The organism is Lentzea sp. NPDC054927 (assembly GCF_053610285.1).
In genome coordinates this window covers 34,801-56,237 of the sequence record NZ_JBSGXZ010000028.1, presented here as the reverse complement: position 1 = coordinate 56,237, position 21,437 = coordinate 34,801, and the positions used below count along the sequence as shown (strand labels likewise).

Here is a 21,437-nt window from a genome sequence, read left to right as displayed (position 1 = left end):
CGCGTTCGATGAGAGGCACGTCCGAGAGGGCCGCTGGCGGTGCCGCCGCGATCCCCTCATACCGGGCGTATTCGGGGGTTGCGGCGGTGCCGTCAGCGGCCCCCTCGGGCGCGGCTGTCGCGGACGCGACCTGCCGGACACGGACTGTGGGTGACGACTCACGGCGACCGCCCGTATGCTGCGCGTTCGTGGCGTTAGGGCCGAGCAGATGACCGAACGGGTTGACCAGCGAGTGCGTGAGGATCGCTCTCCTTTGGACCCGGCCGTTTTGGCCGGTGCCAAGTCGTTCGCGCGCAGCTGGGCCACGGCCGTGATCGGGTCGAGCTACGTGCCGATGACCCGCGCCGAGGTCGCGCAGCACCTGCAGGACCTCACCGAGATGCTGGTCGAGGCGCTGTTCGCGAGCCCGTTCCGCACGGCACCCGGCTACGAGATCGGCTCACGGCTGGTCGACGCGCACTTCACCGGCACCGACACGCTGGGCCGCACCGTCCAGCTGCTGGGTGACGACCTGCTGACCGAGTTGGGCTTCCCCGGCGACGACCGCCTGCAGTCCCGTCTGGCGGCCCTGCAGGGTGCGCTGGCCGCTGGATATGCCCGCGCACTGCGCGAACGCACGCTCGCCGAGCAGGAGGCGATCAGGGCGGCCGTCCTGGACGCCCGCGACCAGGCCGAGTCGATGCTGCGGGCCTCGGAGGCCCGGTTCCGCGCGATGTTCACCGAGGCCGCGATCGGCATCGGCATCGCGGACATCGACGGCCGGATACTGGACGTCAACCAGGCCCTGCAGGACATGCTCGGGTTCAGCGTCGAGGAGATGCGCCAGTACAACGTGCGCGACCTCATGCACCCCGAGGACGCGGGCAGCGTGTGGCGGCTCTACGACCAGCTCATCGCCGGCGAGTGCGACCACTACCGCGCCGAGAAGCGGTTCCACCGGGCGGACGGCGAACAGGTGTGGACGCACCTGACCCTGTCCCTGGTCCGCGACGACCACGGCGAGCCGCAGTACCAGGTCGCGATGATCGAGGACGTCACCGACCGCCACCTGCTGCAGAACCGCCTGCGCTACCAGGCGCTGCACGACCCGCTGACCGGCCTGCCGAACCGCGCGCTGTTCCTGGAGCGACTCGGCCGCGTGTTCAACAACCGCGCCAAGCACGTGCGAGCCGGCCTCTGTTACCTCGACCTGGACGGCTTCAAGGTCATCAACGACTCGCTGGGCCACGACATAGGAGATCAGCTCCTGGTCGAGGTGGGCCGCCGGCTCGACCACTCGGTGTCAGGCGAGGGCAAGCTGGTCGCGCGGATGGGCGGCGACGAGTTCGTGATCCTGGTCGAGGGCTCGGCCGGTGAACAGGACATCGTCGACGTGGCGGACCGCGTGCTGACCGAACTGGAGGCGCCGATCCGCATCGCCGGCCACGAGCTGTCGGTCTCGGCGTCCATCGGCATCGTCGAACGGCAGCTCTCCGGCACCACCTCCGCCGACCTCATGCGCGACGCGGACATCACGCTCTACTGGGCCAAGGCGGACGGCAAGGCGCGCTGGGCGCTGTACGACCCGGAACGCAACGCCCGCGAGGTGGCCCGGTTCACCCTGTCCGCGACGATGCCGCGCGCGTTGGAACGCGGCGAGTTCTACGTCGAGTACCAGCCGTTGGTGCGGCTGGAGGACTCCACGGTCACCGGCGTGGAAGCCCTGGTGCGCTGGCAACACCCGGAGTTCGGCCGGCTGGCACCGGACCGTTTCATCGAGCTGGCCGAGGAAACCGGCCTCATCGTCCCGTTAGGACGGTGGGTGCTGCGCAAGGCGTGCGAGGAAGCACGGCGTTGGCTGGTCGAGTTCGGTGACGCGGCACCGTTCGTGTCGGTGAACCTGGCCGTGCGCCAGTCCCGCGACCCCGAACTGGTCCGCGACGTCAAGCGCATCCTCGACGAGTGCGCCCTGCCGCCGCACCACCTGCAGCTGGAACTGACCGAGTCGGCGATCATGGGCACCGCGGACGAGCCCCTGGAAGCGCTGCGGGCGTTGTGCGACATGGGTGTGCGCATCGCGATCGACGACTTCGGCACCGGGTATTCCAACCTGGCCTACCTCAAGCACCTGCCCGTGCACGAGCTGAAGATCGCTGGCTCGTTCATGGAGGGGCTGCGGGCCGAGAACGAGGAAGACCCGGTCGACTCGCAGATCGTGGCGACCCTGGTGCAGCTCGCGCACGCGCTGTCGTTGGGTGTGACGGCGGAGGGTGTGGAGACGCCGGCTCAGGCGGCCCGCTTGCTGCGGCTGGGATGTGACACGGGGCAGGGCTGGTTCTTCGCCAGGCCCGGTCCGCCGGAGAACATCGACAGCCTCCTGCGTGGTGATCTCTAGCTCGGGGAACTCCCAAGGCCATGAAGTCATTGGCCCTGGTCGTGCTCCTGCTCGTCACCATGACTCCGGTCGCCCGCGCCGCCGCGGACGTCGTCCCGCTGCCCGCCGACAAACAGGCCTTCGGCACGGCCAGGTCCGCGGCCAGCCCGGTGTGGTTCACGCTCGGCCACCAGGGCCTGTCCGAGATCTTCTACCCCGACCTGAGCACTCCCGCGACCCGCGAGACCCGGCTCCTGGTCGACGGAAAGCCTGGTCAGGCGTACACCGAGCCCGCAGACGACAGGTCACTGACGTTCCGGCAACGGCTGCGCGGCGACGGCTGGCGAGCTGAGATCACCTACGTCACCGATCCTCGGCGTGCGGCCGTGCTCGCGGACGTGTCCGTCAGGGCCGAGCGTCCGGTCCGGTTGTCGATCGACCACGTGCGGATCAAGGGTTCCAGTGACGTGACCAGCACGTTGCCCACCGAGCCGGTGCGGCACGCGAAAGGCACGTTCGCGGTCGGGTTCGGCGAAGGCGTCGCCCAGGCCGCGCTGGACCGCGGATTCCGCGCCATCGCGAAGGAGTACGCGCGAGGCTGGCACGACTACCTCGACGGGCTGAAGCGGCCGAAGTCGGCGGACCGGCGGCTCTACGACATGTCCGTGATGGTGCTGGCGGCGACCGAGGACAAGACCAACCCCGGCGCGTCGATCGCGTCGCCGAGCTTCCCGTGGGCCTTCGGGTTCGACCGGGAGCTGGCGCCCGAACTCGGCCCGTACGCGCTGGTGTGGCCGCGCGATCTCTACCACGTGTCCACGGCCATGATCGCGGCTGGAGATCGCGGTTTCGCCGGGCGCGCCCTGGACTTCATGCTCCAGAAGCAACAGCAGCCCGACGGCCACCTGCCGCAGAACACTCGGGTCGACGGCACCCCGGTGTGGACCAAGGTCCAGCTGGATCAGACCGCAGCGCCCCTGCTGCTGGCCCACCAGCTGGGCCGCCGCGACAAGTCCACAGTGGACTCACTGCGTCGCTCGGCCGACTACCTGCTGAGCTACCCGAACTCGCCGTTCAGCGAGCAGGAGCGGTGGGAGAACCAGGACGGCTACTCGCCCGCGACCATCGCCTCAGTCATCGCTGGACTTGTGTGCTTCGCGGATCTGTTGCAGCGCAACGGGGAGAACGCGGAGAAGTACCTCAAAGCTGCCGACGAGTGGCAGCGCAAGGTGGAGGGCTGGACCGCGACCAGCACCGGACCGTACGCCCCCAAGCCGTACTACCTGCGGCTCACCAAGGACGGAAAGCCGGACGCGCCGACCAAGTACAACCTCGGCGACAACAACCCCACGGACATCGACCAGCGGGCAGTGGTGGACCCGAGCTTCCTCGAACTGGTGCGGCTCGGCGTCAAACGCGCTGACGACCAGGTCATCCGCAACACCGTCGCCGTGGTCGACCAGCAGCTGAAGAAACAGGGCTACTGGCACCGGTTCACGCAGGACGGCTACGGCGAGACTGTGGACGGCAGGCCGTGGGGCATCAACTGGCCGACGCCGACCCGCACGTACGGACGGTTGTGGCCGTTGCTGAGCGGCGAACGCGGCGAGTACGAGCTGCTCGCCGGACAGAAAGCCGCTGCTGCCAAGCGGCTCGAAGAAATCGCCGCCACCGCCAACAGCGGCCTCATGCTGCCCGAACAGGTGTGGGACGGCCGAGGGACCACCTCGGCCACCCCACTCGCCTGGACGCACGCGCAGTACGTGCGGCTGGCGTGGTCGCTGGACGCGGGCCGTCCCGTGGAACGACCCGCGGTCGTGGCGAACCGTTACGGCAGCTAGCGCTTGGAAACGTTGTGCCCGGACACCTCCACCACAGGCTGCGCGCCGCCGAGGTCGGACGCCCGGTACTCGGCCCGGATCGTCTGGATCTCACCGGGGAACAGCGTGATGTAGTTGTCGGTCCAGTCGGCCGGCAGCACCTCGGCGCCGCCCTGCCCCTTGCGCAGTGACGCGCGCAGGAAGAACGCCACGGACGTGCCGGTGTTCTTGATGGTCACGTGCGTGGCCTGCCTGCCGTCCGTGCCCGGCGTCGTGGCGGTGGACACCGAGACCTGGCCCGCCTTCAACGAACTCAACGTCTTCAGGTCCGTGTACTGGGCCTGCGGCGTGTAGTACCAGTCGCCGCCGTTGTAGTTCAGGGTGTCCGCCTTGGTGGACAGCCAGTAGACGTTGCGGTCGACTTCCTTGCCGCTCGCGTCCTTGAGCAGCAGCCGCACGAAGTACGCCGGCGACAGACCCGACGGCTGCGGCACGTTGCCGACCCGCACGGAACCGTTGGCCTTGGCCGGAACCGGGCGCGTCTCGTTCGCCTTCTGGGTGCCGTCGGAGTTGAAGACCGTCACCTGGAGGCTGAGGCCCTCCTGCGCCTGCAGACCCATGTTCACCACGGCGAGCGACTTGTCGTCGTAGGAGTACTGGGCGTGCAGCGCCTTGTTGGCCGTCTTGGCCCCGAAGTACGAACCCGCGGTCGCGAGGTTGTAGTTGTAGAGGTGCCAGAAGAGCTTGGGCCACGGGTCGTTCTGCATCCAGTAGATGACGCCCTGCGCCTGGTTCGCGCCGGTGTCGGAGAAGTCCCTGCCGAACGCCTCGAACTGCGCGCGGTTCGTCTCGTACTGCTGCAGCTGCGCCTTCTTGACGAAGTCGTCGACGTTCGACGGCTTGCCGTACCGGTTGTCGAGCGCCGTGCCCCAGAAGCCGATCTTGCTGAAGTTGCCGGACGGCGACAGGTGGTACTGCGAGGCGTTGTAGTCGGTCAGCTTGTTGATCTCGGACTGGCTGAGGAACTTCTTCAGCTCGTCCATCTCCGGGATCGCGAGACCGGGACCGATCTCCGACGCGAAGCCCGCGCTGCCGCCCTTTTGGTTGTTGTACCAGTAGACCGGCGGCTCCCACCAGTACGGGCCGTCCATCTTCATGCCGGAGTCGCCGAGCTTCGGCGAGCTGCGGCGGGCGGCCGCGGTGACGATCGGCGTCTGCCAGTCAGCGCGCTTCAACGCGTCCAGGTAGATCGTCTCGACGGCGGCCACCGGGGCCTCGTCCGAGCCGACCAGGAACGTGAACACGCTGGGGTGGTTGCGAATCCGCTTGGCCTCACCCTCGGCGGACGCGCCGGCGACCCTCTTGTCCTCCGCGGAGAACCCGCCGGTGTTCTGCCACTTCGAGCAGCACTCCCAGCCGGTCATGAGCAGGATGCCCATGCGGTCGGCCATGTCGTAGATCTCGTCGTTCTCGGGCTTGCCCTCGAGCCGGATCGTGTTGAGGCCCATGGACTTCGTCAGCATCATCTCGTCGGCGATCTTCTGCACGTTGGTGCGCAGGAAGAGGTCCGACGCCCAGCCGCCACCGCGGATCAGGATCGGCTTGCCGTTGATCTGGTACTGGATGTTGCCGCTGATCATCTTCGAGGTGACCTCGCGGATGCCGAACGTGGTCTTCTGCTCGTCCGACTTGGCCCCGGAAACGGTCGCGGTGGCCGTCGCGTCGTACAACGGCTGCGCGCCCATCTGGTACGGCCACCAGATCTGCGGGTTGCTGACGTTCAGCGTGAACGTGACCGTCTTGGTCTCGTTCGCGGCGAGGCTCACGTTCTGGCTGTAGTTCTGGCCGGCCGCGCTGCCGGCGACGGTCGTGGTGACCGCGCTGCCGGTGTTGTTGCGCGCGTCGACCTTCACGGTGACCGTGGCGCTGTTCAGGTTCGGCAGCGGCAGGTCGGACAGCACGTGCAGGCCGCGCAACGAGACGGCGCCGCTCGCGACCAGGTCGACGTCGCGGAACAGGCCCTGGTTGCGGTCGGGCGGGAGCTGGGACCAGTCGATGAAGTGGATCACCAGGTCCTTGGCGGGGTCGGCCGGCGACGCCTTGATCGCGATCGCGTTGTCGCCCTTGCGCAGCAGGCTGGTGACGTTGAACTCGTAGGTCGGGTAGGCGCCGATGACCGTGTCGGTGCCGGCGATCTTCTTGCCGTTCAGCCAGATCTCACCGCGGGAGATGACGCCGCCGTTGAGCTTGAGGAACGTGTTGACGCCCGGCTGCGGGTCGGCCTGGAAGACCTTGCGGTACCACCACGGCACCTGGAAGTCGCCGCGGACGGCCTTCTTGAGGTTGTCCGAGTAGTTGACGTCCCCGTACTTGTTGTTGGCGATGAGACCGGCCATCACGGTGGATCGCGCGGGCACGGTCATCCACCCGGAGTCCGAATAGGCCGGTCCGGAGATCACGTCACCGGCCTGCGTGGCCTTGGTGCTGGTCTGCATCCGCCAGTCGGGGATGGTGGAGGTCGTTCCGGGGCTCGCGGCCACCTTGAGCGCCGCTCCCGTGCCGGGCACGGGACCCGCGTTGGCTGAGGTTCCTGGCACCAGCAGGGCCAGGCCCACCGCCGCCACGACCAGTGTCGGTAGTGGTCGGTTGCGCAGCATGTCGCTCCTCGACGCATCGGGGCGGCGGCGCTTCGGGGTATCGTAAAGAAGGTTTCCTTTTTGTGAGGTCACCGGCAATGCGCCTTATGGGTGACACGGGACACATCGTTCGCCACACTCCGTGCCCGGCCATCCGATACGTTGGCCTTCATGCTTCGAATTGCCGTCCCGTTCGTGCTGGCAGCGGTCCTGACCGGGTGTTCTTCGCCGCAATCGGGGACGCCCTCCGCGGGAGACCAGACCGGCGCGGCGCCGACGACCGGTTCTTCGGCCGGGACCGCCCCGGTGAACAGGCCCAAGGCCGTCGACCTGAAGACGCTCGACCCGTGCTCGCTGGTCACGCCCGAGACGAAGACGGCGCTCGCCATCCGCACCGTGCAGTCGGCCCCGGCTGACGTGGACTACGGCGAGGGCAGCAAGGCATGTGGCACCAGCTTCGAGGACCGGAACTTCACCTGGAACATCCACACGGTGGTCAACGGCGGTGCCGACAGGCTGAAGAGGACGGTCGGCAAGGAGAGCCAGCTCACCGAGCTGAAGGTCGCCGGCTACCCCGCCTACCTCGCCAAGGGTGAGTCCGGCGCCGGGTCTCCCCAGTGCGAGATCTACTTCGACGCCCACGACGAGCAGTTGTTGCTGGTTTCGGTGATCGCGGGATGGGGTAGTACGGCCACTGCGGACAGTGCGTGCGAGAAGGTCAAACCGCTCGCGGAGGCCGTGGGGGCAGTGCTTGCGACGAAGTGAGCAGAAGTACTCGGCTTGTACCGGGAACCGGTCACTCGCGTCATGCATCAGAGCTAAAGTCGTTTCAAATGCACACGCGGCCCAAAACTGGGGGGCCGTACTGAGGAGGGTGTTCCGTGTATCTCGCGGACGGTGGCGGCAGCTCGTCGCCTCCTGAGTTCGGTCAGCGCAAGCTCAAGGTGGATCCTTCTGCGATTCCGCAGGCCAGGAAGGCCTTCGAGCACGCGCTCGACGAGTTCGACAACAAGATCAAGAACGCTATCGAGCAACTGCCCACGAAGCCCTGGGCGCAGGACCCGATCAGCAGTGAGACCTCGAAGGCCTTCAACGAGCAGACCTCGGAGAAGGCGCTCGCCGCCATGAGGTTCTACCGGGAGCAGCTCGTCGGCGTGATCAGCCAGCTCACGAAGATCGAGACGCAGTACCGGCAGACCGAGGGTGACAACGAGGCCATGTGGGGCAAGCACCTGCGGGACCGGGACTGAGAGGGGGCTGACCGATGACTGACCACCGTTTTCAGGGGTACGGACACCCCGAGCTGTACAAGATGATCAACTCTGGTCCTGGCGTCTCCGCCTCCATCCCGGTGGAGCAGGGCTGGAAGACGATCGCGGCCTCGCTCGCCCAGATCGACGCCGACCTGCACGCCGGGCTGGCGAAGATGGGCGCGGACTGGGAGTCCGACGCCGCCGACGCCGCGCAGGGCGCGCTGTCGCCGCTGGCCCAGTGGGCCGGGTTCGCCGAGAGCGGCGCCACGACCATGGAGAGCTCCGCGCGCCTGCAGGGTGAGTTCATCGCCGACGCGCGCAAGAAGATGCCCGAGGTCGTTCCGGTCACCACCGAGAAGCCCGGCTTCATGGACATGGCGGTCGGCGCGCTCACGGGTCCGGTCGGCATGGCGCACGTCGTGGGCCAGCAGATGGACCACGAGAAGCAGGAAGCCGCCGCGGACAACGCCGCAGCTCAGGCCGTCAAGGTCATGGAGGACTACCAGTCGGACAGCCGCTGGAACTCCTCCACGCTCGGTGAGTTCCCGCAGCCGCCGCAGGTCGTCATCGACACGCCGCCGCCCACCGACACCGGCACCGGCAGCACTCGGGTCGGCTACAGCTCGACCGGCGCACCCTCGCCGTCGGGCCCCACCGGCACCACGAACCCGTCGTGGGTGACGCCGCCGACGACCACGCAGCAGCAGGTCTCCACGGGCTGGACACCTCCTCCGCCCACCGACACCACGCACACGTCGTGGACGCAGCCTCCTTCGACGCCGACGCCCACGCCGCCGGTGAACACGCCTCCTCCGACGAACCTGCCGCAGCCGACGCCCACACCGACCCCTGGTGGACCGGTGTTCACCCGGCCGGCCACGGGCACGCCCGGTGGCGGTTCCGGTGGTGGCCGCGGTGGTCAGCTCGGCAACGTTCGAGGTGGTCAGCTCGGTTCCGGCAAGGCGTTCGGCCCGATGTCCGGCTCGCTCGGCACGTCCGGCCAGCAGGGCTCGATGAAGCCCGGCGGCATGCCCGGCATGGGTGCCGGCCCGGACGGGATGCGCGGCGGTGCCATGGGCTCCGGCTCGGGTGCCGCGGGCAAGGGCGGTGCCGCCGGCGCTGGTGCCGGTGGTGCGCAGGGCCAGAAGGGCGAGGGCGAGGACGACCTCGAGCACAAGGCGGCCGACTACCTGGTCGAGACCGGCGACGTGTTCGGTGACGACCGCATGGTCGCGCCTCCCGTCATCGGAGGCTTCACGGAGTGAGCTTGTTCGGCGGCCCGGCGGAGAGGGAGCCGATCACTCTCTCCGCCGAGGAGTTCGACGTGCTGTGGGACCGGATGAACGTCGGTCCCATGCCGCTCGTGCTCAAAGTTCCCACTCCCGGTAAGACGCGGGACGAGCGCATCCAGCTCGAGAACCGCGTCTACCAGCAGTTGGACCACCGCCGACTGGGCAACTCGCGCGGGCTTTCGTCCGAACTGGACGGACTGCTGCGCATGTTCGTCAAGCCCGAGCGGGAGGCGGACGGCCGCCTCTGGCTCGGTTACAGCCTGCGCGTCCTCGCCGTGGCGAACGGCGACTGGGGCGCGGTGGCGACGCTGCGGGACGACCAGCTGACGTTCCAGCCGTGGGCGGGCTCCGGGCTCGCCTCCGCGGTGCTCTCGGTGCTGCCGTCCCACCCCGCCGGCACGGGCCTGTCCGTGACGCTGCCCAGCGCCGACATCGAGAAGGCGATCTCGCAGACCGACGGGTCGCCGAAGTCGATGGAGGCCGCGTTCCGTGGCATCGGCCTGCGCGAGGACGACGCCAAGGCGTTGATCAAGATGTTCACCGGCATCGTGCACACCGGGAACTTCGGTGCCGCGGCCAGGGACAAGTACGGCAAGCGCTGGCGGCCCGAGCGCGTGGTCGCGTTCTTCGACACCGAAGAAGGCCGCTACCTGCAACAACGCCGTGCCTCCAACGGTCAGCCGCCGTGGAGCACGTTCACGCCGACCGATGCTCGCCGGATGATGCACCAGGTGGACGAGCTGATCACCGAAGCGGTTCGTTCCGCAGGCGGCTGATGTCTGGTTTGATCTGACCACCGCCGCCGTGGCCAAGACCCCTTGGAGACGGCGAAATGAGCATCGACAGAAGGCTGTTCCTGCTGGCTACAGGGGCTGCACTGGTCGGGACGTCAGCATTGCCGGGGACCGCTTCGGCGCAGTCCTCCGCCTCGCTGTGGCAAGAGTTCGTTGCCAACCCGTACAACCACCCGCAGATCCCGAACATCGCCTACGCCGGCTACCGGATGGGCGAAAAGCCTGCTCACCGCCCTGTGCTGGCCAACGTGCTGTTCTTCGGCGCACGCAGGGACGGCTCTGCCGACGCCTCCCGCGCGATCAACAAGGCGATCGAGTTCGTCGGCCGGCTGGGCGGGGGCACCGTCCACGTGCCGCCGGGCCGCTACCGGATCGACGACATCATCCGCATCGGCTACGACAACGTGGTGCTGCGCGGCGCGGGCAGCAAGAAGACGACCTTCTACGCGACCCGGTCGCTGGAGGAGATCGTCGGCATCAACCGCAGCCGATACGGCTCGGAGAACTCGGCGTGGAGCTGGTCGGGTGGCCTGGTGTGGGTGTGCCACCGCGACCGCTACCAGCCGCTGGTCGACGCGATCAAGGCGAAGAAGTGGCCGTTCGAGGGCTGGACGGGCAACGAGCTGGAGCAGGGGTCGACCCTGACCGCCGTGACCGGTTCGGCGGCACGCGGTGCGTTCGTCGTGACTGTCGAGAATGGACGCAAGCTGCGTGCCGGTCAGCGCGTTCTGTTGCGGCTGGACGACTCCGAGTACTCGCTGCCGAAGCACATGTGCGGCGATGTTCCCGGCACGACGTCCTACAAGTGGGACGACAAGGACAAGCTCCTGTCGTACTTCCCGTTCCTGTGGCCGGTGCGGGTGGAGTGGGTGCGCGGCAACAGGGTCAAGCTCGCGCAGCCGTTGCCGCTGGAGATCCGCCCGGAGTGGAAGGCGCGGCTGACCACGATGGCGCCGGTCGTCACGGGTGCGGGCGTCGAGGGCATCAAGATCGAGATGTTCAAGGTGCCGACGCCGAAACACCTGCAGGACAAGGGGTACAACGGTCTCGCGTTCCAGTGCGCGTGGGACTGCTGGGCGGACGACGTGCACGTCCAGGACGTCGACAACGGCTTCCTCCTGGTGTCCTCGAAGGGAATCTCGCTGCTGAACACGCGTGTGTCGGGCCGTGGTCACCACCACGCGTACGCGACGCGCGAGCAGTCCCACGACAACCTGACCGACGGGTTCGTGATCGAGGCGCCTTCTGAGCCGTCGCAGGCGGGTGCGGGCAACCACGGTCTGAACGTCGAAGGCCTGTCCTGCGGCAACGTCTGGACCCGCGGCCACATGGATCACGACGTCTTCGACACCCACCGCGGTCTGCCGTTCGCCAACGTCCGCACCGAGATCACCATCAACAACGTCGGTGCGCACGGTGGTAGCGCGAACGCCGGCCCGTTGTACGGAGCCCGGTTTGCGCACTGGAACGTCACCGTGACGAACCAGAGAGCAGGCAACGTCCGGATCGACCAGGTCGCTCCGTGCAGTGCGACCGTGGCGATCTCCGAGGTGCGCGACTTCGGTCAGATCGACAAGCCGGACTTCACCGGGCCGTTGAACTCGCGCCTGGAGCTCTACGGCACCACGGCTGTCACGCCTCGCAACCTCTACGACGCGCAGAAGCGGTTGCGCCGCTCATGAGCTAGCGGCCCGCATCACGCGCGGCAGCGATCGCGTCACGTCGTCCAGGTCGGTGGGGAGCACCAGACTCTCCACCGACCTGCTGATGCGCCGGGTCCAGCCCTGCCCGGTGAACTCCAGCCGGTACGACAGGAAGTCGAACCCCAGCGGTGCCGGGCCGGACAGCAGCAGGTGCTGGCCGTAGGTGCGTCCGGCCTGGCCCAGCGTCCTGAGGACGTCCAGGAACTCCGGGGGCACCTCGGCCAGCCCGTCCACGCAGACGAGGAGTTCCGGCAGCGGAGCGAGTTCCGCACCGCCGGACCGCGCCGCGCGGTAGTCCCAGATGCTCCGGTAGCCGAGGTCCGCGAGCGTTCTGGTGCGTTGTGCGTGGTCTTCCAGCAGGTCCACGAACCGCACGTGCGGTGCGTCTTCAAGGCCTTCGAACACCTTGCTGCCGTCGAGTGGGATCAGGACGACCTGGAGGTCGTCCGGCGAGTGCCGCAGCATCTGGCCGAGAACCAGCGCGCGCAGGGCTTCCGCACGTCGTTCGGCCGGTGCGATCACCTCGCCGTGCGGTCCCATTCCGTCCTGCAGGTGGCCGGACTTGAGGTCGATCTCGATCGGCTGGCCGTACTCGTCCGCGCCCACCGCGACCCGGTACTGCATGGCGAGCGGGCGCGGCCGCCACGCGTGGGGCTTGTCGAACCTGTTCGGCATGTCGTGCAGGGTGAAGAAGTCCGGCGGCGGCTCGTCCTGGTGCATCAGCTGTGGCAACGAGACGGCCATCTCGTCGAGGTCCACGGGCACCGTGCACTCGTCGATCCGCACGTCCGCTGCCTCGTACGGGCTGTCGAGCAGCAGCTGCATCCCGGTCTGGCCAACGTCTTTGGCGATGATCGTGAGATCAGTGGCGAACGACGGGTCCGCCTGCGCGATGTCCTCGAACCCGGTGATGCAGACCAGGAGTTGTGGCAGCACCTGGTCGAACCCGCGGTGGTGGAAGATCGTCCAGGTGTTGCCGACGATCTCGAGCCGGCGTTGGGACTCGGCCAGCAGCAGATCCGCGAGCCGTCCGGGATTCCTCGCCGCGTTCCGATGATGAGCCTGCACGTGCGGTGCCTGGTCGAGCCCGGCGAACGTGTCCGTGTCGTGCGCGTCGATGAAGATCGTGTGGAACAGCCTGGGCGACTGCGTTGTCATCAGCCCCAGCACCAGACTCCGGAACGCGTCCGGCGCGGTGACGCTGAGGTGCGATCCGGTGCGCCACTTGCCGTCGACGAAGTGGGTGAGTTCGACGACGACGGGTTCGCCGTGGCTGTCGACGCCGATCGGAACCTTCCACCACCGGCCCTTCCACGCGAGGGCCTTGGTGAAGGTGCTCAAACCGTGCAGGGCCAGGAAGTTCAGCCGTACCAACGATCGAAGGCCCGCCGGCACGTCGTTCAGCACACCCGCCTCGATGATCACCCGGACGTTCCTGGCCGTCGCGGTGATCCAGCGCACGGAGTCCGCGAGGCCGGGAAAGCTTGCCGCGCACAGCTTCCAGTCGTCGACCAGGAGAACCGCGCCGGGTTCGCCGCCGCGTTCGAACCACGTCAGCAGGTTCTGGCAGCGGCGGTGGTCAGCGGGGTCGAACGACACGTTGACCGGCTCGGACGGCGTGCCGCGGCCGATGCGGTAGATCTGCTCGGTCACGTGACCGCGATCTGGACGGCGGCCTTGTCGTGCACGGAAAGGCCCATGCCGGGCAGGTTCGGCACGTGCGCGGCGCTGCGGTTGTTGATCAGCGAGGTGTCCGGGTCGTCCAGGCGGAGCTCGATGCCGAACGCCAGGCTGTCCCTGATGAACGGCGGCACCTGGTCCCAGGTGCGCGCGGTGACGACGATGTGGCGTTGCGGGTCGAGGGCTTCGCCGGGTCCGTCGAGCAGCTGGTATGCGCTGAGGTCGCCGAGAACGGTCGCGAGCGTGCGCAGCGTCGTGGACTTGCCGGTGCCGGGCGCGCCGACGATGGCGCCGTGCCGCAGTTCTGCCGTGAAGTCCGGGACGAACGGGTCGATGCGGTGTTCGTACGGCTTGTCGATCAGGCCGACGGCGCCGGGCGGGAGCATGTCCAGCGTCAGCGGATCGCCCAGCGGCGGAAGCAGGATCTCGTAGGCGAATCCGCCGCCGGTGACGTCCGGCAGCACGTCAAGCATCTCGGCGAAGTCGAACGTGGGAGTGGCGAGCGGCCACTCCGGGAGCTCGTACGGAAGTCCTTGTGGCACTTCACCTGCGAACATGACGTGCACGCCCAGCACCCGGCCGGCCCGCATGCCCATCAGCAGCGCCGCGAGGAACTTCGGTTCCCTGGCGATGAAGGCGTTCGCACCCGACACGCAGACGATCAGCTCCGCGACCGGGTCGAGCGGGGCACCGTTCACCAGGGCCGTCCGGTAGTCGTTGAGGCTCTTGAACTTCCCGGCGGTGTGCACGATCTCCTGGCGCCGGTTGATCTCGCCGTAGAACGCGTCCAGCAGCCGGATGACCGTCGCGTCGTCCGCCGCCGGTGTCATCGTGTGTGTGACCTGGGACATGAACGCGAGCGGCTCGAACACACCGGTGCCGTCGCCGTCGACGAGCAGGTACTGCACGTGGTCGGCCGAGTGCGTGACCATGAAACCCAGCAGCAGACTCAGCAGCTGATCCGGCGTGCCGCGGTGCACGGCGCTGCCCAGCGCGAGCTCGGCGTTGACCGGCCAGCCCCGGTCGTCGACCCCGGCAGCGGCCCTGAAGTCGTTGCGCTGCCACATGTTGCTCAGATCGGCCTCGATCTCGTGCAACGCGAGGAAGTCCGTCGGCTCACCGAGCATGTGCTTGCGCAGCCGGGCCGGCACATCGGCCCACCTCCGCGCCGTGACGACGACCTGCACCCCACGCGCGGGCCCGAACGCCGCGATCCACTCCACGGTCCCGTCGAGCTCGGGGTCCTGCCCGGCGCACAAGGCCCAGTCGTCCACCAGCAGCACCGCCCCCGACGGCGCCCCGCGCTCGAACCAGTCCAGCAGACTCCGGCACCCCGACTGGTCGGACGGATCGAACGTGGCCGCGACGGGCAACGGGTCGGCACCCCGCCCGATCCGGTAGACGGCCAGGTCCGGCGCGGCCGCGAGAGCCGCCGTCAACCGCTCCCTGGTCGCCTGCCCGGGACCGACGACGGCGAAGTTCCTCATCACCGCCCACATATACCAACAGCCCAGGGACCGCCGCTGCCCCTTCGCTAATGTGGGCGACGTGCCAGCCAAAGCCGTGGACCCAGCCGAGATGCGCGCCGCCGTGCAGGCCGTGCTCCCCTGGCTGCGAGGCGAGGCTGACCAGCCCGAACGCCCTGTTCTCGCCGCCGCCGTCCGCCTGAGCCTGCGCACCCTCGAACAGATCGCACCGGGCCGCACCGTCGAGGTCCGCGTGCCGCCGTTCGCCGCCGTGCAGTGCGTCGAGGGCCCGCGCCACACCCGCGGCACGCCCCCGAACGTGGTGGAAACCGATCCCCGCACGTGGCTGGAACTGGCCACCGGCGACCTGGCCTGGTCCGACGCCCTGGACGGCGCTCGGGTCACCGCCTCCGGGACCCGAGCCGACCTGTCACACCTGCTGCCGGTCGTGCGTTTCTAGTCTTGGGCTGTCAGAACCACGACCCGATCGTGTTGTCGTAGACCGACTTCGCACCGTCCGCGATCGCTCCGCCGGCGTCCTTGACGACCTCGACACCGCCCTCGTAGACGGCCTTGCCACCCTCGTAGACGTCACGTCCGAGCTCGGTCGCGTTGCCCAGGGTGTCGGCCACGACGTCGACGGCGTCGCTGCCCAGCTCGCCGGCGGTGCCCAGCGCGTGCCGTCCCGCGTCTCCCCAGTTGCCCTGCGAGATGTCGTCGACGACCTGGCCGCCACCGCGCCAGACGTCCTCGCCCATGTCGACGACCTCCTTGCCGGTGTTGACGCCCCAGTCGATGACCGGACCGACTCCCGGCAGGTTCGAGCCGGGCACCTCGACCGGCGTGGGCGAGTCCTGCCAACGCTGTGCGCTGACGTCACCGCCATGGCCGGTCGCGATCTTCGCGAGGTTGTCCAGCGACTCGGAACCCTTGTCGTAATAGGACGAGTGCGCGTGCCCGACCCAGGACTCGCCCGACGTGCCGAACTGCTTCGCGCCGAACGACGAGTCGTACGGACCGGTCGACGACCCGTCCTTCGTGAACCAGTCACCACTGGTGCCTTGGATGACCGGATCGTGCTCGGTGCCACCGACGTAGACGTGCCCGGCGCCCGGCCCCAGCTGGTTCACGTTGGACGCACCAACGCCGGGCGAACCGACGAACGCGATGTCGTCCGCCTTCAGACCGTTGTCCATCGCGGAGTAGCCGACCACCGTGCTGCCATAACTGTGGCCGATGACCGTGACGTGGGCGTTGGGGTTGGCGACGCGGTAGCCCTCGACGTCCTTGGCCAGGATCTGACCGCCCTCGATGGCCTGCGCCGGGTCGTTGACCTGGCCGAGCGCGAACTCGGGTGCGTCGTACCCGAGCCATTGGATCGCGGCGCCGTCCGGCCCCATTGCCTGACTGAGGTTGGCCGCCTGTTCCATGCTGAAACCGGAGAGGCTCGAGGTCGTGCCGGGCACGGCGACGGCGAGGTTCTTGGCGGTGTCCGGGTTGCCGAACGCCACGGCCATCGCGCCTTCCTTGGCACCTGGACCGTCCGGGCTCCAGTACAGGACGTAGGCCTGCTTGCCGCTCTCGCCGGCGAGCTTGTCTGCTTCCTGCATCCTTTCCACGGCGTTCTTCGAGTTCTCATAGCGCCGTGCGGCTTCGTCGTGCTGTGCCATCAGCTGAGACCCCTGAGGGTCGTTGCGCAACGCGCGTTCGGCCTCAGGTGTGCCAGGGGTGACACCCAGCTCGCGAGCGCGCGCGTCGAGCTGCGCCTGCAACTCGTTCTTCTGCTGCTCGAACCTGGCCCGGTCCTCTGGGATGCGCCGCTTGTTGGCCGCGTGCAGCACATCGGCGGGCAGCCCGCGGAGCTGGCCGAGCTCCTGGTACTTGGTGTCCTGCAGCGCTTTCTTCTGCTCGGGGCTCAGCGAGTTCCACCAGGCGGCGACCGTCTTCGGGTCGGATCCCGGCGGCGGCACCGGCGGCAGCGCTCCTCCGGCGCCGGTGCGCGCGGCCGCGCGGCCCCAGCCGCAGTCCGTGCGGGCGGACTGCTCGAAGCCCGGCGGGATCTTGGTGAGAGCACCCGCGTACGAACGCAGGACGTTCTCGTAGCCGGACTTGACCTTGTTCAGCGAGTCGTTGACCTGGTTGGCGAGGGTGCGGGTCTGCTGCTCGTCCAGGCCCGGCGGACGGCTGCGCCACACGCTGATCGCCTGGTCGGCCGCGCCCCGCATCTGTCCGTATGCACGAGAAGCGGCCTGCACGATGTCGACACCAGCGCTCAGACGTTCGCCGGCGGCCTTGGCGGCGGTGGCGGACAGGTCGGCGCGCGCGGTGAACTTCGTGGCGGTGGCACCGGTCCAGTTGCTGATCGCGGTCTTGCCACCGTTGGCGACGGACTGGCCCGCGCGTCCGACCGCGCTGATCGCACCGGTGATCGGGTCCGCGGCGGCGGCGATCCGCCCGGCGTCTCCCGCGGCGAGCTTGCCGTACAGACTCTCGGGATCCGTGTAGCTCACTTGCCGCCCCCAAGTCCCAGGAAGAGCTTCTTCAGCGCGTTCGAGTGATCTTCATCTGTGCGTTGGTAGGCATCGGCGTTCGACACGAGGCCGTCGGCGGCGTCGGTGAGCCAAGCCGAACCGCGCTGAAGATCCTGGGAGTGGGTGCCGACGAACTTCGACAGCGCGTCCGCGAACTCCGCGGCGGCGTCGACCTCGCCGAGCGCACCGGCGTCGAGCTTGAGCATCGAGATCATCTCCGCCGCCTCGCGCACCGCGTCGGAGCCGTTGCCGAACTCCTTGGACGCGTTGCGCAGCAGTTCGGGCTCAACGCCGAACATCGCCACCCCCTGGTTGGTCTCTGATCCATGCGACGCAGAAGCATCATGGCCGGTTCCCCGCTCATGCGTGACGCGTTTGGGGCACGATGACGCTCATGGTGCAGACAGGGTGGACGGCCCAGCGGTGGACCGCTGTGTTCATCGAGCAGGCGGAGATGTTCCGCAAGGCAGTGGCAGACGCGGACCCGGCCGCGGAGGTGCCGACGCGTCCTGGGTGGACCGTTCAGGACCTGGTCATCCATCTCGCGCGCTTCCTGGAGACCTCCACCGCCTACCTGCGCACCGGCAGCCGGAACCCGATGCAGCCACCAGCGCCGCCTACCGGGTTGTCACCACTGGAGTACCTCGACCTCGAGCTCACCGCAGCCGGAGAGATTCTTACCGCCGTGCCGGGCAATCGCCCCGTGTGGACCTTCTCGCCGTCAGCACCTGACCTCGCGTGGGTGTGGCACCGACGCATCGCGCACGAGACTGTGCTCCGTCGGTTCGACGCGCAGACGGTTGTCCGGCAGGTCGTCGCAACGGACATCGATCTTTGTGTCGACGGCATCGACGAGGTTCTGACCACGATCGTGGCGGCCAAGCTCGACGGTGACTCACCGAGCAAGGTCTCCGGTACCGCGGTGGTGCGGCCGACCGATGTACCCGAGTCGTGGTTGATCACCCTCACGGCTGATGGGGTGCCGGAGACGCGTGCCGCTGCCCCCGGCGAGGAAGGCGACGCACAGGTGACCGGTCAAGCCGAGCTCGTCTACTTCTGGCTCTGGAACCGCATGAACCTCAAGGAGATGACAGGCGACCAGCACGTGCTGGACGTCCTCGAGGTCGGGAAGGGCCACTGATGCGCAAGCTCATCGCGGTCGTGGCCGGATGCCTCCTGCTCGCCGGGTGTGCCGCGTCGTGGCAGAACGAGGTTCGCTACAAGATCGTGTCTGCCGACGACACCTTCTTCCGCCTCGAACTGGTGGGTGACGCACCGAACGGTTCGTTGAAGGCGGACGGGCTGAGCCGGAACTCCGTGCTGCGGGCTGACATCGGTGGCGCCGCCGTCGGTGACGAGGTTCTGTGCGTCGTCGAGCAGAAGAAGGGTGGCGCGTTCGAGGACTCGAACGTCGTCACCAACGTGAAGAGCTGCAAGAAGGCTTGATGCGCAAGATCGTTGCGGTGCTCGCGGGTTGCCTCGTGCTGGCCGGCTGTGGGGCCGGCCAGTGGAAGCAGGCCGTCCGGTTCAAGGTCGACAAGATCTACGAGGTGCCGTCCGGCTACGACCGCAAGGACGACCAGTTGCGGCTGGAACTTCTCGGCGAGGTGCCGGACGACGCCCTGGATCCCGACACCGTGACGCCCCAGGTGGTCAGGCGCTACTCGATCAGGGGCGAGGTGCGTGCAGGTGACGAGGTGACCTGCCAGGCCGAGCAGAAGACCCGCGGCCACACCGAGACCAGCGTGATCAAAACCGACCTGTCGTCCTGCGAGAAGGCGTGATGCGCAAGATCGTTCTCATCGCGGTGGGTTGTCTCGTGCTGACCGGATGCGCCGGCACCTGGGAGGCAGAGGTCCGGTTCAAGGTGACCGGGCAGGACGAGTACCAGCCCTGTGCGACGTGCGCGCCTGAGCCGAGGGTCCAGATGGAGCTGGTGGGTCAGCTTCCAGGCGGCGACGACCAGGTGCGCAGGCAGTATTCGAAGGACTCGGTGCATCCCGGTGAGATCGACGGCGAGGTGAAGGCCGGCGACGAAGTCGTCTGCCTGGCGAAACAACGCACGATCGGAGCCCTGCAGACCAATTCGGTCCAGACCGAGCTCTTCCAGTGCGAGAAGGCTTGATGCGCAAGGCCGTCGCGGTGCTCGCGGCCTGCCTCGTGCTCGCCGGCTGCGGGCTCGGCCGCTGGGAGGCCGAGATCATCTGTGATGGGCAGGAGCAGTCCGTGGGCTTTTCGTACCTCAACGGGATCCCGCTGCAGCTCTCGAAGTGCCGGATGGCATGAGTTTCATCACCTCACCAGGGGTCTGGAGGGGGTAGTTCACCCGTTGCTCCACTTACACTCGGGTTGCAGCCAGCCCCATCGTGAGGGAGCCAATTCGGTGGTCGACGACCATTCCCAGTCCGAACAGGAACCCCGTGAGGAGTGCGGCGTCTTCGGCGTCTGGGCTCCCGGTGAAGACGTCTCCAAGATGACCTACTACGGGCTCTACGCCCTGCAGCACCGCGGCCAGGAGGCAGCGGGCATCTCCGTAGGTGACGGATCGCAGGTCGTCGTCTTCAAGGACCTCGGACTCGTGAGCCAGGTCTTCGACGAGCAGGTCCTGCAGTCGCTCAAGGGCCACGTGGCCGTCGGGCACTGCCGTTACTCCACCACCGGGTCCACGACCTGGGAGAACGCGCAGCCCACGTTCCGGACCACGGCCGCCGGGTCGGGGCTCAGCCTCGGTCACAACGGCAACCTGGTGAACACCGCCGAGCTGTTGGAGAAGGTCAAGGAACTCGGTATCTCCAGCCGCAACGGCGCCACCACCGACTCGGACATCCTCACCGCGCTGCTGGCCCACGCGGCGGCCGACAAGGGCATCGAGCAGGCCGCTCTGGAGCTGCTCCCCACGGTCAAGGGCGCTTACTGCCTGACCTTCTCCGACGAGTCCACGCTGTACGCGGCGCGTGACCCGCACGGTGTCCGCCCGCTGGTGCTCGGCAGGCTCGACCGCGGCTGGGTCGTGGCGAGCGAGACCGCGGCGCTCGACATCGTCGGCGCGAGCTTCGTGCGCGAGGTCGAGCCGGGTGAACTCATCGCGATCGACGAGGACGGGCTGCGGTCCAGCCGGTTCGCGACCCCCGAGCCCAAGGGCTGCATCTTCGAGTACGTCTACCTGGCGCGGCCGGACACGACGATCTCCGGGCGCGGGGTGCACGCCACCCGTGTCGAGATCGGCCGCCGGCTCGCCAAGGAGCACCCGGTCGAGGCCGACCTGGTGATCCCGGTGCCGGAGTCCGGCACCCCGGCCGCGATCGGATACGCGCAGGCCAGCGGCATTCCGTACGGGTCGGGCCTGGTCAAGAACGCCTACGTCGGCCGGACGTTCATCCAGCCGTCGCAGACCATCCGTCAGCTGGGCATCCGGCTGAAGCTGAACCCGTTGCGCGACGTCATCCGCGGCAAGCGGCTGGTCGTCGTCGACGACTCGATCGTGCGCGGCAACACCCAGCGCGCCCTCGTCCGCATGCTGCGCGAGGCCGGTGCGCTCGAGGTGCACGTGCGGATCGCGTCGCCGCCGGTCAAGTGGCCGTGCTTCTACGGCATCGACTTCGCCTCGCGGGCGGAGCTCATCGCGAACGGCCTGGACGACGACGGCATCCGCCGGTCGGTCGGCGCGGACTCGCTCGGGTACGTGTCGCTCGAGCAGCTCATCGCCGCGACCGAGCAGCCCAAGACGCGGCTGTGCTCGGCGTGCTTCGACGGCGAGTACCCGATCGAACTGCCGCCGGACGCGCTCATCGGCAAGCACCTGCTCGAGGGCCTCAAGGGCGTGGCGGGCTCAGCCGCCCCCGTTCTGGCCAACGGCTATGGTGCCGAGGACGCACTGCGTCGCCCGTGAGGCCTCCCAGATCAAGTGGA

At 68.2% G+C, this 21,437-nt stretch carries 19 protein-coding genes; 14 read left to right on the top strand and 5 right to left on the bottom strand.

What is annotated here, in order from left to right:
• Window positions 1-208 precede the first annotated feature (208 nt).
• Window positions 209-2,374, top strand: coding sequence for a putative bifunctional diguanylate cyclase/phosphodiesterase (locus ACWGE0_RS29860; RefSeq protein ID WP_452264222.1), 2,166 nt, complete (start codon window positions 209-211; stop codon window positions 2,372-2,374).
• Between the two features lie 20 nt (window positions 2,375-2,394).
• Complete coding sequence (locus ACWGE0_RS29855) at window positions 2,395-4,194, top strand: glycoside hydrolase family 15 protein (protein WP_452264221.1); 1,800 nt, start codon at window positions 2,395-2,397, stop codon at window positions 4,192-4,194.
• Here the strand turns inward: ACWGE0_RS29855 and ACWGE0_RS29850 are convergent.
• Entirely contained in the window at window positions 4,191-6,830 is a 2,640-nt protein-coding gene (locus ACWGE0_RS29850; RefSeq protein ID WP_452264220.1) for a glycosyl hydrolase 2 galactose-binding domain-containing protein, read from the bottom strand. The genes ACWGE0_RS29855 and ACWGE0_RS29850 overlap by 4 nt on opposite strands.
• A gap of 150 nt (window positions 6,831-6,980) precedes the next feature.
• Between ACWGE0_RS29850 and ACWGE0_RS29845 the strand changes: the two genes are divergently transcribed.
• The 5 genes from ACWGE0_RS29845 (at window position 6,981) to ACWGE0_RS29825 (ending at window position 11,830) form a co-directional block, all read left to right on the top strand.
• A complete protein-coding gene (locus ACWGE0_RS29845; protein ID WP_452264219.1) occupies window positions 6,981-7,574 on the top strand; it encodes a DUF3558 domain-containing protein in 594 nt (197 codons plus the stop codon).
• Window positions 7,575-7,690: 116 nt separating this feature from the next.
• Window positions 7,691-8,059, top strand: coding sequence for a transcriptional regulator (locus ACWGE0_RS29840; RefSeq protein WP_452264218.1), 369 nt, complete (start codon window positions 7,691-7,693; stop codon window positions 8,057-8,059).
• A gap of 14 nt (window positions 8,060-8,073) precedes the next feature.
• On the top strand, window positions 8,074-9,327 hold the full coding sequence (locus ACWGE0_RS29835; protein ID WP_452264217.1) for a hypothetical protein: 1,254 nt from the start codon (window positions 8,074-8,076) through the stop codon (window positions 9,325-9,327).
• Window positions 9,324-10,130, top strand: coding sequence for an ESX secretion-associated protein EspG (locus ACWGE0_RS29830; RefSeq protein WP_452264216.1), 807 nt, complete (start codon window positions 9,324-9,326; stop codon window positions 10,128-10,130). The genes ACWGE0_RS29835 and ACWGE0_RS29830 overlap by 4 nt, the downstream gene beginning before the upstream one ends.
• Before the next feature lie 56 nt (window positions 10,131-10,186).
• Window positions 10,187-11,830 carry a glycosyl hydrolase family 28-related protein gene (locus ACWGE0_RS29825; protein WP_452264215.1) on the top strand — a complete coding sequence of 548 codons (1,644 nt, stop codon included), beginning with the start codon at window positions 10,187-10,189 and terminating at the stop codon, window positions 11,828-11,830.
• Here the strand turns inward: ACWGE0_RS29825 and ACWGE0_RS29820 are convergent.
• Window positions 11,825-13,504 (bottom strand): hypothetical protein, encoded by a 1,680-nt coding sequence (locus tag ACWGE0_RS29820; protein WP_452264214.1) that lies wholly within the window; start codon window positions 13,502-13,504, stop codon window positions 11,825-11,827. The genes ACWGE0_RS29825 and ACWGE0_RS29820 overlap by 6 nt on opposite strands.
• Window positions 13,501-15,018 carry a hypothetical protein gene (locus tag ACWGE0_RS29815; protein ID WP_452264213.1) on the bottom strand — a complete coding sequence of 506 codons (1,518 nt, stop codon included), beginning with the start codon at window positions 15,016-15,018 and terminating at the stop codon, window positions 13,501-13,503. The genes ACWGE0_RS29820 and ACWGE0_RS29815 overlap by 4 nt, the downstream gene beginning before the upstream one ends.
• A 91-nt stretch (window positions 15,019-15,109) precedes the next feature.
• Between ACWGE0_RS29815 and ACWGE0_RS29810 the strand changes: the two genes are divergently transcribed.
• On the top strand, window positions 15,110-15,457 hold the full coding sequence (locus ACWGE0_RS29810) for a sterol carrier family protein (protein WP_452264292.1): 348 nt from the start codon (window positions 15,110-15,112) through the stop codon (window positions 15,455-15,457).
• Between the two features lie 10 nt (window positions 15,458-15,467).
• On the opposite strand, the gene ACWGE0_RS29805 is transcribed toward ACWGE0_RS29810, so the two are convergent.
• Entirely contained in the window at window positions 15,468-17,507 is a 2,040-nt protein-coding gene (locus tag ACWGE0_RS29805) for an alpha/beta hydrolase (RefSeq protein ID WP_452264212.1), read from the bottom strand.
• On the bottom strand, window positions 17,504-17,827 hold the full coding sequence (locus ACWGE0_RS29800; protein ID WP_452264211.1) for a WXG100 family type VII secretion target: 324 nt from the start codon (window positions 17,825-17,827) through the stop codon (window positions 17,504-17,506). The genes ACWGE0_RS29805 and ACWGE0_RS29800 overlap by 4 nt, the downstream gene beginning before the upstream one ends.
• Before the next feature lie 95 nt (window positions 17,828-17,922).
• Here ACWGE0_RS29800 and ACWGE0_RS29795 point away from each other — a divergent pair, with 95 nt between their 5' ends.
• The 6 genes from ACWGE0_RS29795 (at window position 17,923) to purF (ending at window position 21,417) form a co-directional block, all read left to right on the top strand.
• Window positions 17,923-18,669 carry a maleylpyruvate isomerase N-terminal domain-containing protein gene (locus ACWGE0_RS29795; RefSeq protein ID WP_452264210.1) on the top strand — a complete coding sequence of 249 codons (747 nt, stop codon included), beginning with the start codon at window positions 17,923-17,925 and terminating at the stop codon, window positions 18,667-18,669.
• Entirely contained in the window at window positions 18,669-18,974 is a 306-nt protein-coding gene (locus ACWGE0_RS29790; RefSeq protein WP_452264209.1) for a hypothetical protein, read from the top strand. The genes ACWGE0_RS29795 and ACWGE0_RS29790 overlap by 1 nt, the downstream gene beginning before the upstream one ends.
• Complete coding sequence (locus ACWGE0_RS29785; RefSeq protein WP_452264208.1) at window positions 18,974-19,312, top strand: hypothetical protein; 339 nt, start codon at window positions 18,974-18,976, stop codon at window positions 19,310-19,312. Before ACWGE0_RS29790 ends, ACWGE0_RS29785 begins: the two co-directional genes overlap by 1 nt.
• Window positions 19,312-19,653 (top strand): hypothetical protein, encoded by a 342-nt coding sequence (locus ACWGE0_RS29780; protein WP_452264207.1) that lies wholly within the window; start codon window positions 19,312-19,314, stop codon window positions 19,651-19,653. The genes ACWGE0_RS29785 and ACWGE0_RS29780 overlap by 1 nt, the downstream gene beginning before the upstream one ends.
• Window positions 19,653-19,814 carry a hypothetical protein gene (locus ACWGE0_RS29775; RefSeq protein ID WP_452264206.1) on the top strand — a complete coding sequence of 54 codons (162 nt, stop codon included), beginning with the start codon at window positions 19,653-19,655 and terminating at the stop codon, window positions 19,812-19,814. The genes ACWGE0_RS29780 and ACWGE0_RS29775 overlap by 1 nt, the downstream gene beginning before the upstream one ends.
• Before the next feature lie 97 nt (window positions 19,815-19,911).
• Window positions 19,912-21,417, top strand: coding sequence for an amidophosphoribosyltransferase (purF, locus tag ACWGE0_RS29770; RefSeq protein ID WP_319965027.1), 1,506 nt, complete (start codon window positions 19,912-19,914; stop codon window positions 21,415-21,417).
• Window positions 21,418-21,437: the final 20 nt, after the last annotated feature.

Excerpts from the sequence above, each read along its gene's own strand:
- ACWGE0_RS29775 (WP_452264206.1), top strand. The coding sequence starts at position 19,653 with ATGCGCAAGGCCGTCGCGGTGCTCGCGGCCTGCCTCGTGCTCGCCGGC.
- ACWGE0_RS29855 (WP_452264221.1), top strand. The coding sequence starts at position 2,395 with ATGAAGTCATTGGCCCTGGTCGTGCTCCTGCTCGTCACCATGACTCCG.
- ACWGE0_RS29795 (WP_452264210.1), top strand. The coding sequence starts at position 17,923 with ATGGTGCAGACAGGGTGGACGGCCCAGCGGTGGACCGCTGTGTTCATC.
- ACWGE0_RS29825 (WP_452264215.1), top strand. The coding sequence starts at position 10,187 with ATGAGCATCGACAGAAGGCTGTTCCTGCTGGCTACAGGGGCTGCACTG.
- ACWGE0_RS29850 (WP_452264220.1), bottom strand. The coding sequence starts at position 6,830 with ATGCTGCGCAACCGACCACTACCGACACTGGTCGTGGCGGCGGTGGGC.
- ACWGE0_RS29780 (WP_452264207.1), top strand. The coding sequence starts at position 19,312 with ATGCGCAAGATCGTTCTCATCGCGGTGGGTTGTCTCGTGCTGACCGGA.
- ACWGE0_RS29810 (WP_452264292.1), top strand. The coding sequence starts at position 15,110 with ATGCGCGCCGCCGTGCAGGCCGTGCTCCCCTGGCTGCGAGGCGAGGCT.
- ACWGE0_RS29800 (WP_452264211.1), bottom strand. The coding sequence starts at position 17,827 with ATGTTCGGCGTTGAGCCCGAACTGCTGCGCAACGCGTCCAAGGAGTTC.
- ACWGE0_RS29835 (WP_452264217.1), top strand. The coding sequence starts at position 8,074 with ATGACTGACCACCGTTTTCAGGGGTACGGACACCCCGAGCTGTACAAG.
- ACWGE0_RS29785 (WP_452264208.1), top strand. The coding sequence starts at position 18,974 with ATGCGCAAGATCGTTGCGGTGCTCGCGGGTTGCCTCGTGCTGGCCGGC.
- ACWGE0_RS29815 (WP_452264213.1), bottom strand. The coding sequence starts at position 15,018 with ATGAGGAACTTCGCCGTCGTCGGTCCCGGGCAGGCGACCAGGGAGCGG.
- ACWGE0_RS29845 (WP_452264219.1), top strand. The coding sequence starts at position 6,981 with ATGCTTCGAATTGCCGTCCCGTTCGTGCTGGCAGCGGTCCTGACCGGG.
- ACWGE0_RS29860 (WP_452264222.1), top strand. The coding sequence starts at position 209 with ATGACCGAACGGGTTGACCAGCGAGTGCGTGAGGATCGCTCTCCTTTG.
- ACWGE0_RS29790 (WP_452264209.1), top strand. The coding sequence starts at position 18,669 with ATGCGCAAGCTCATCGCGGTCGTGGCCGGATGCCTCCTGCTCGCCGGG.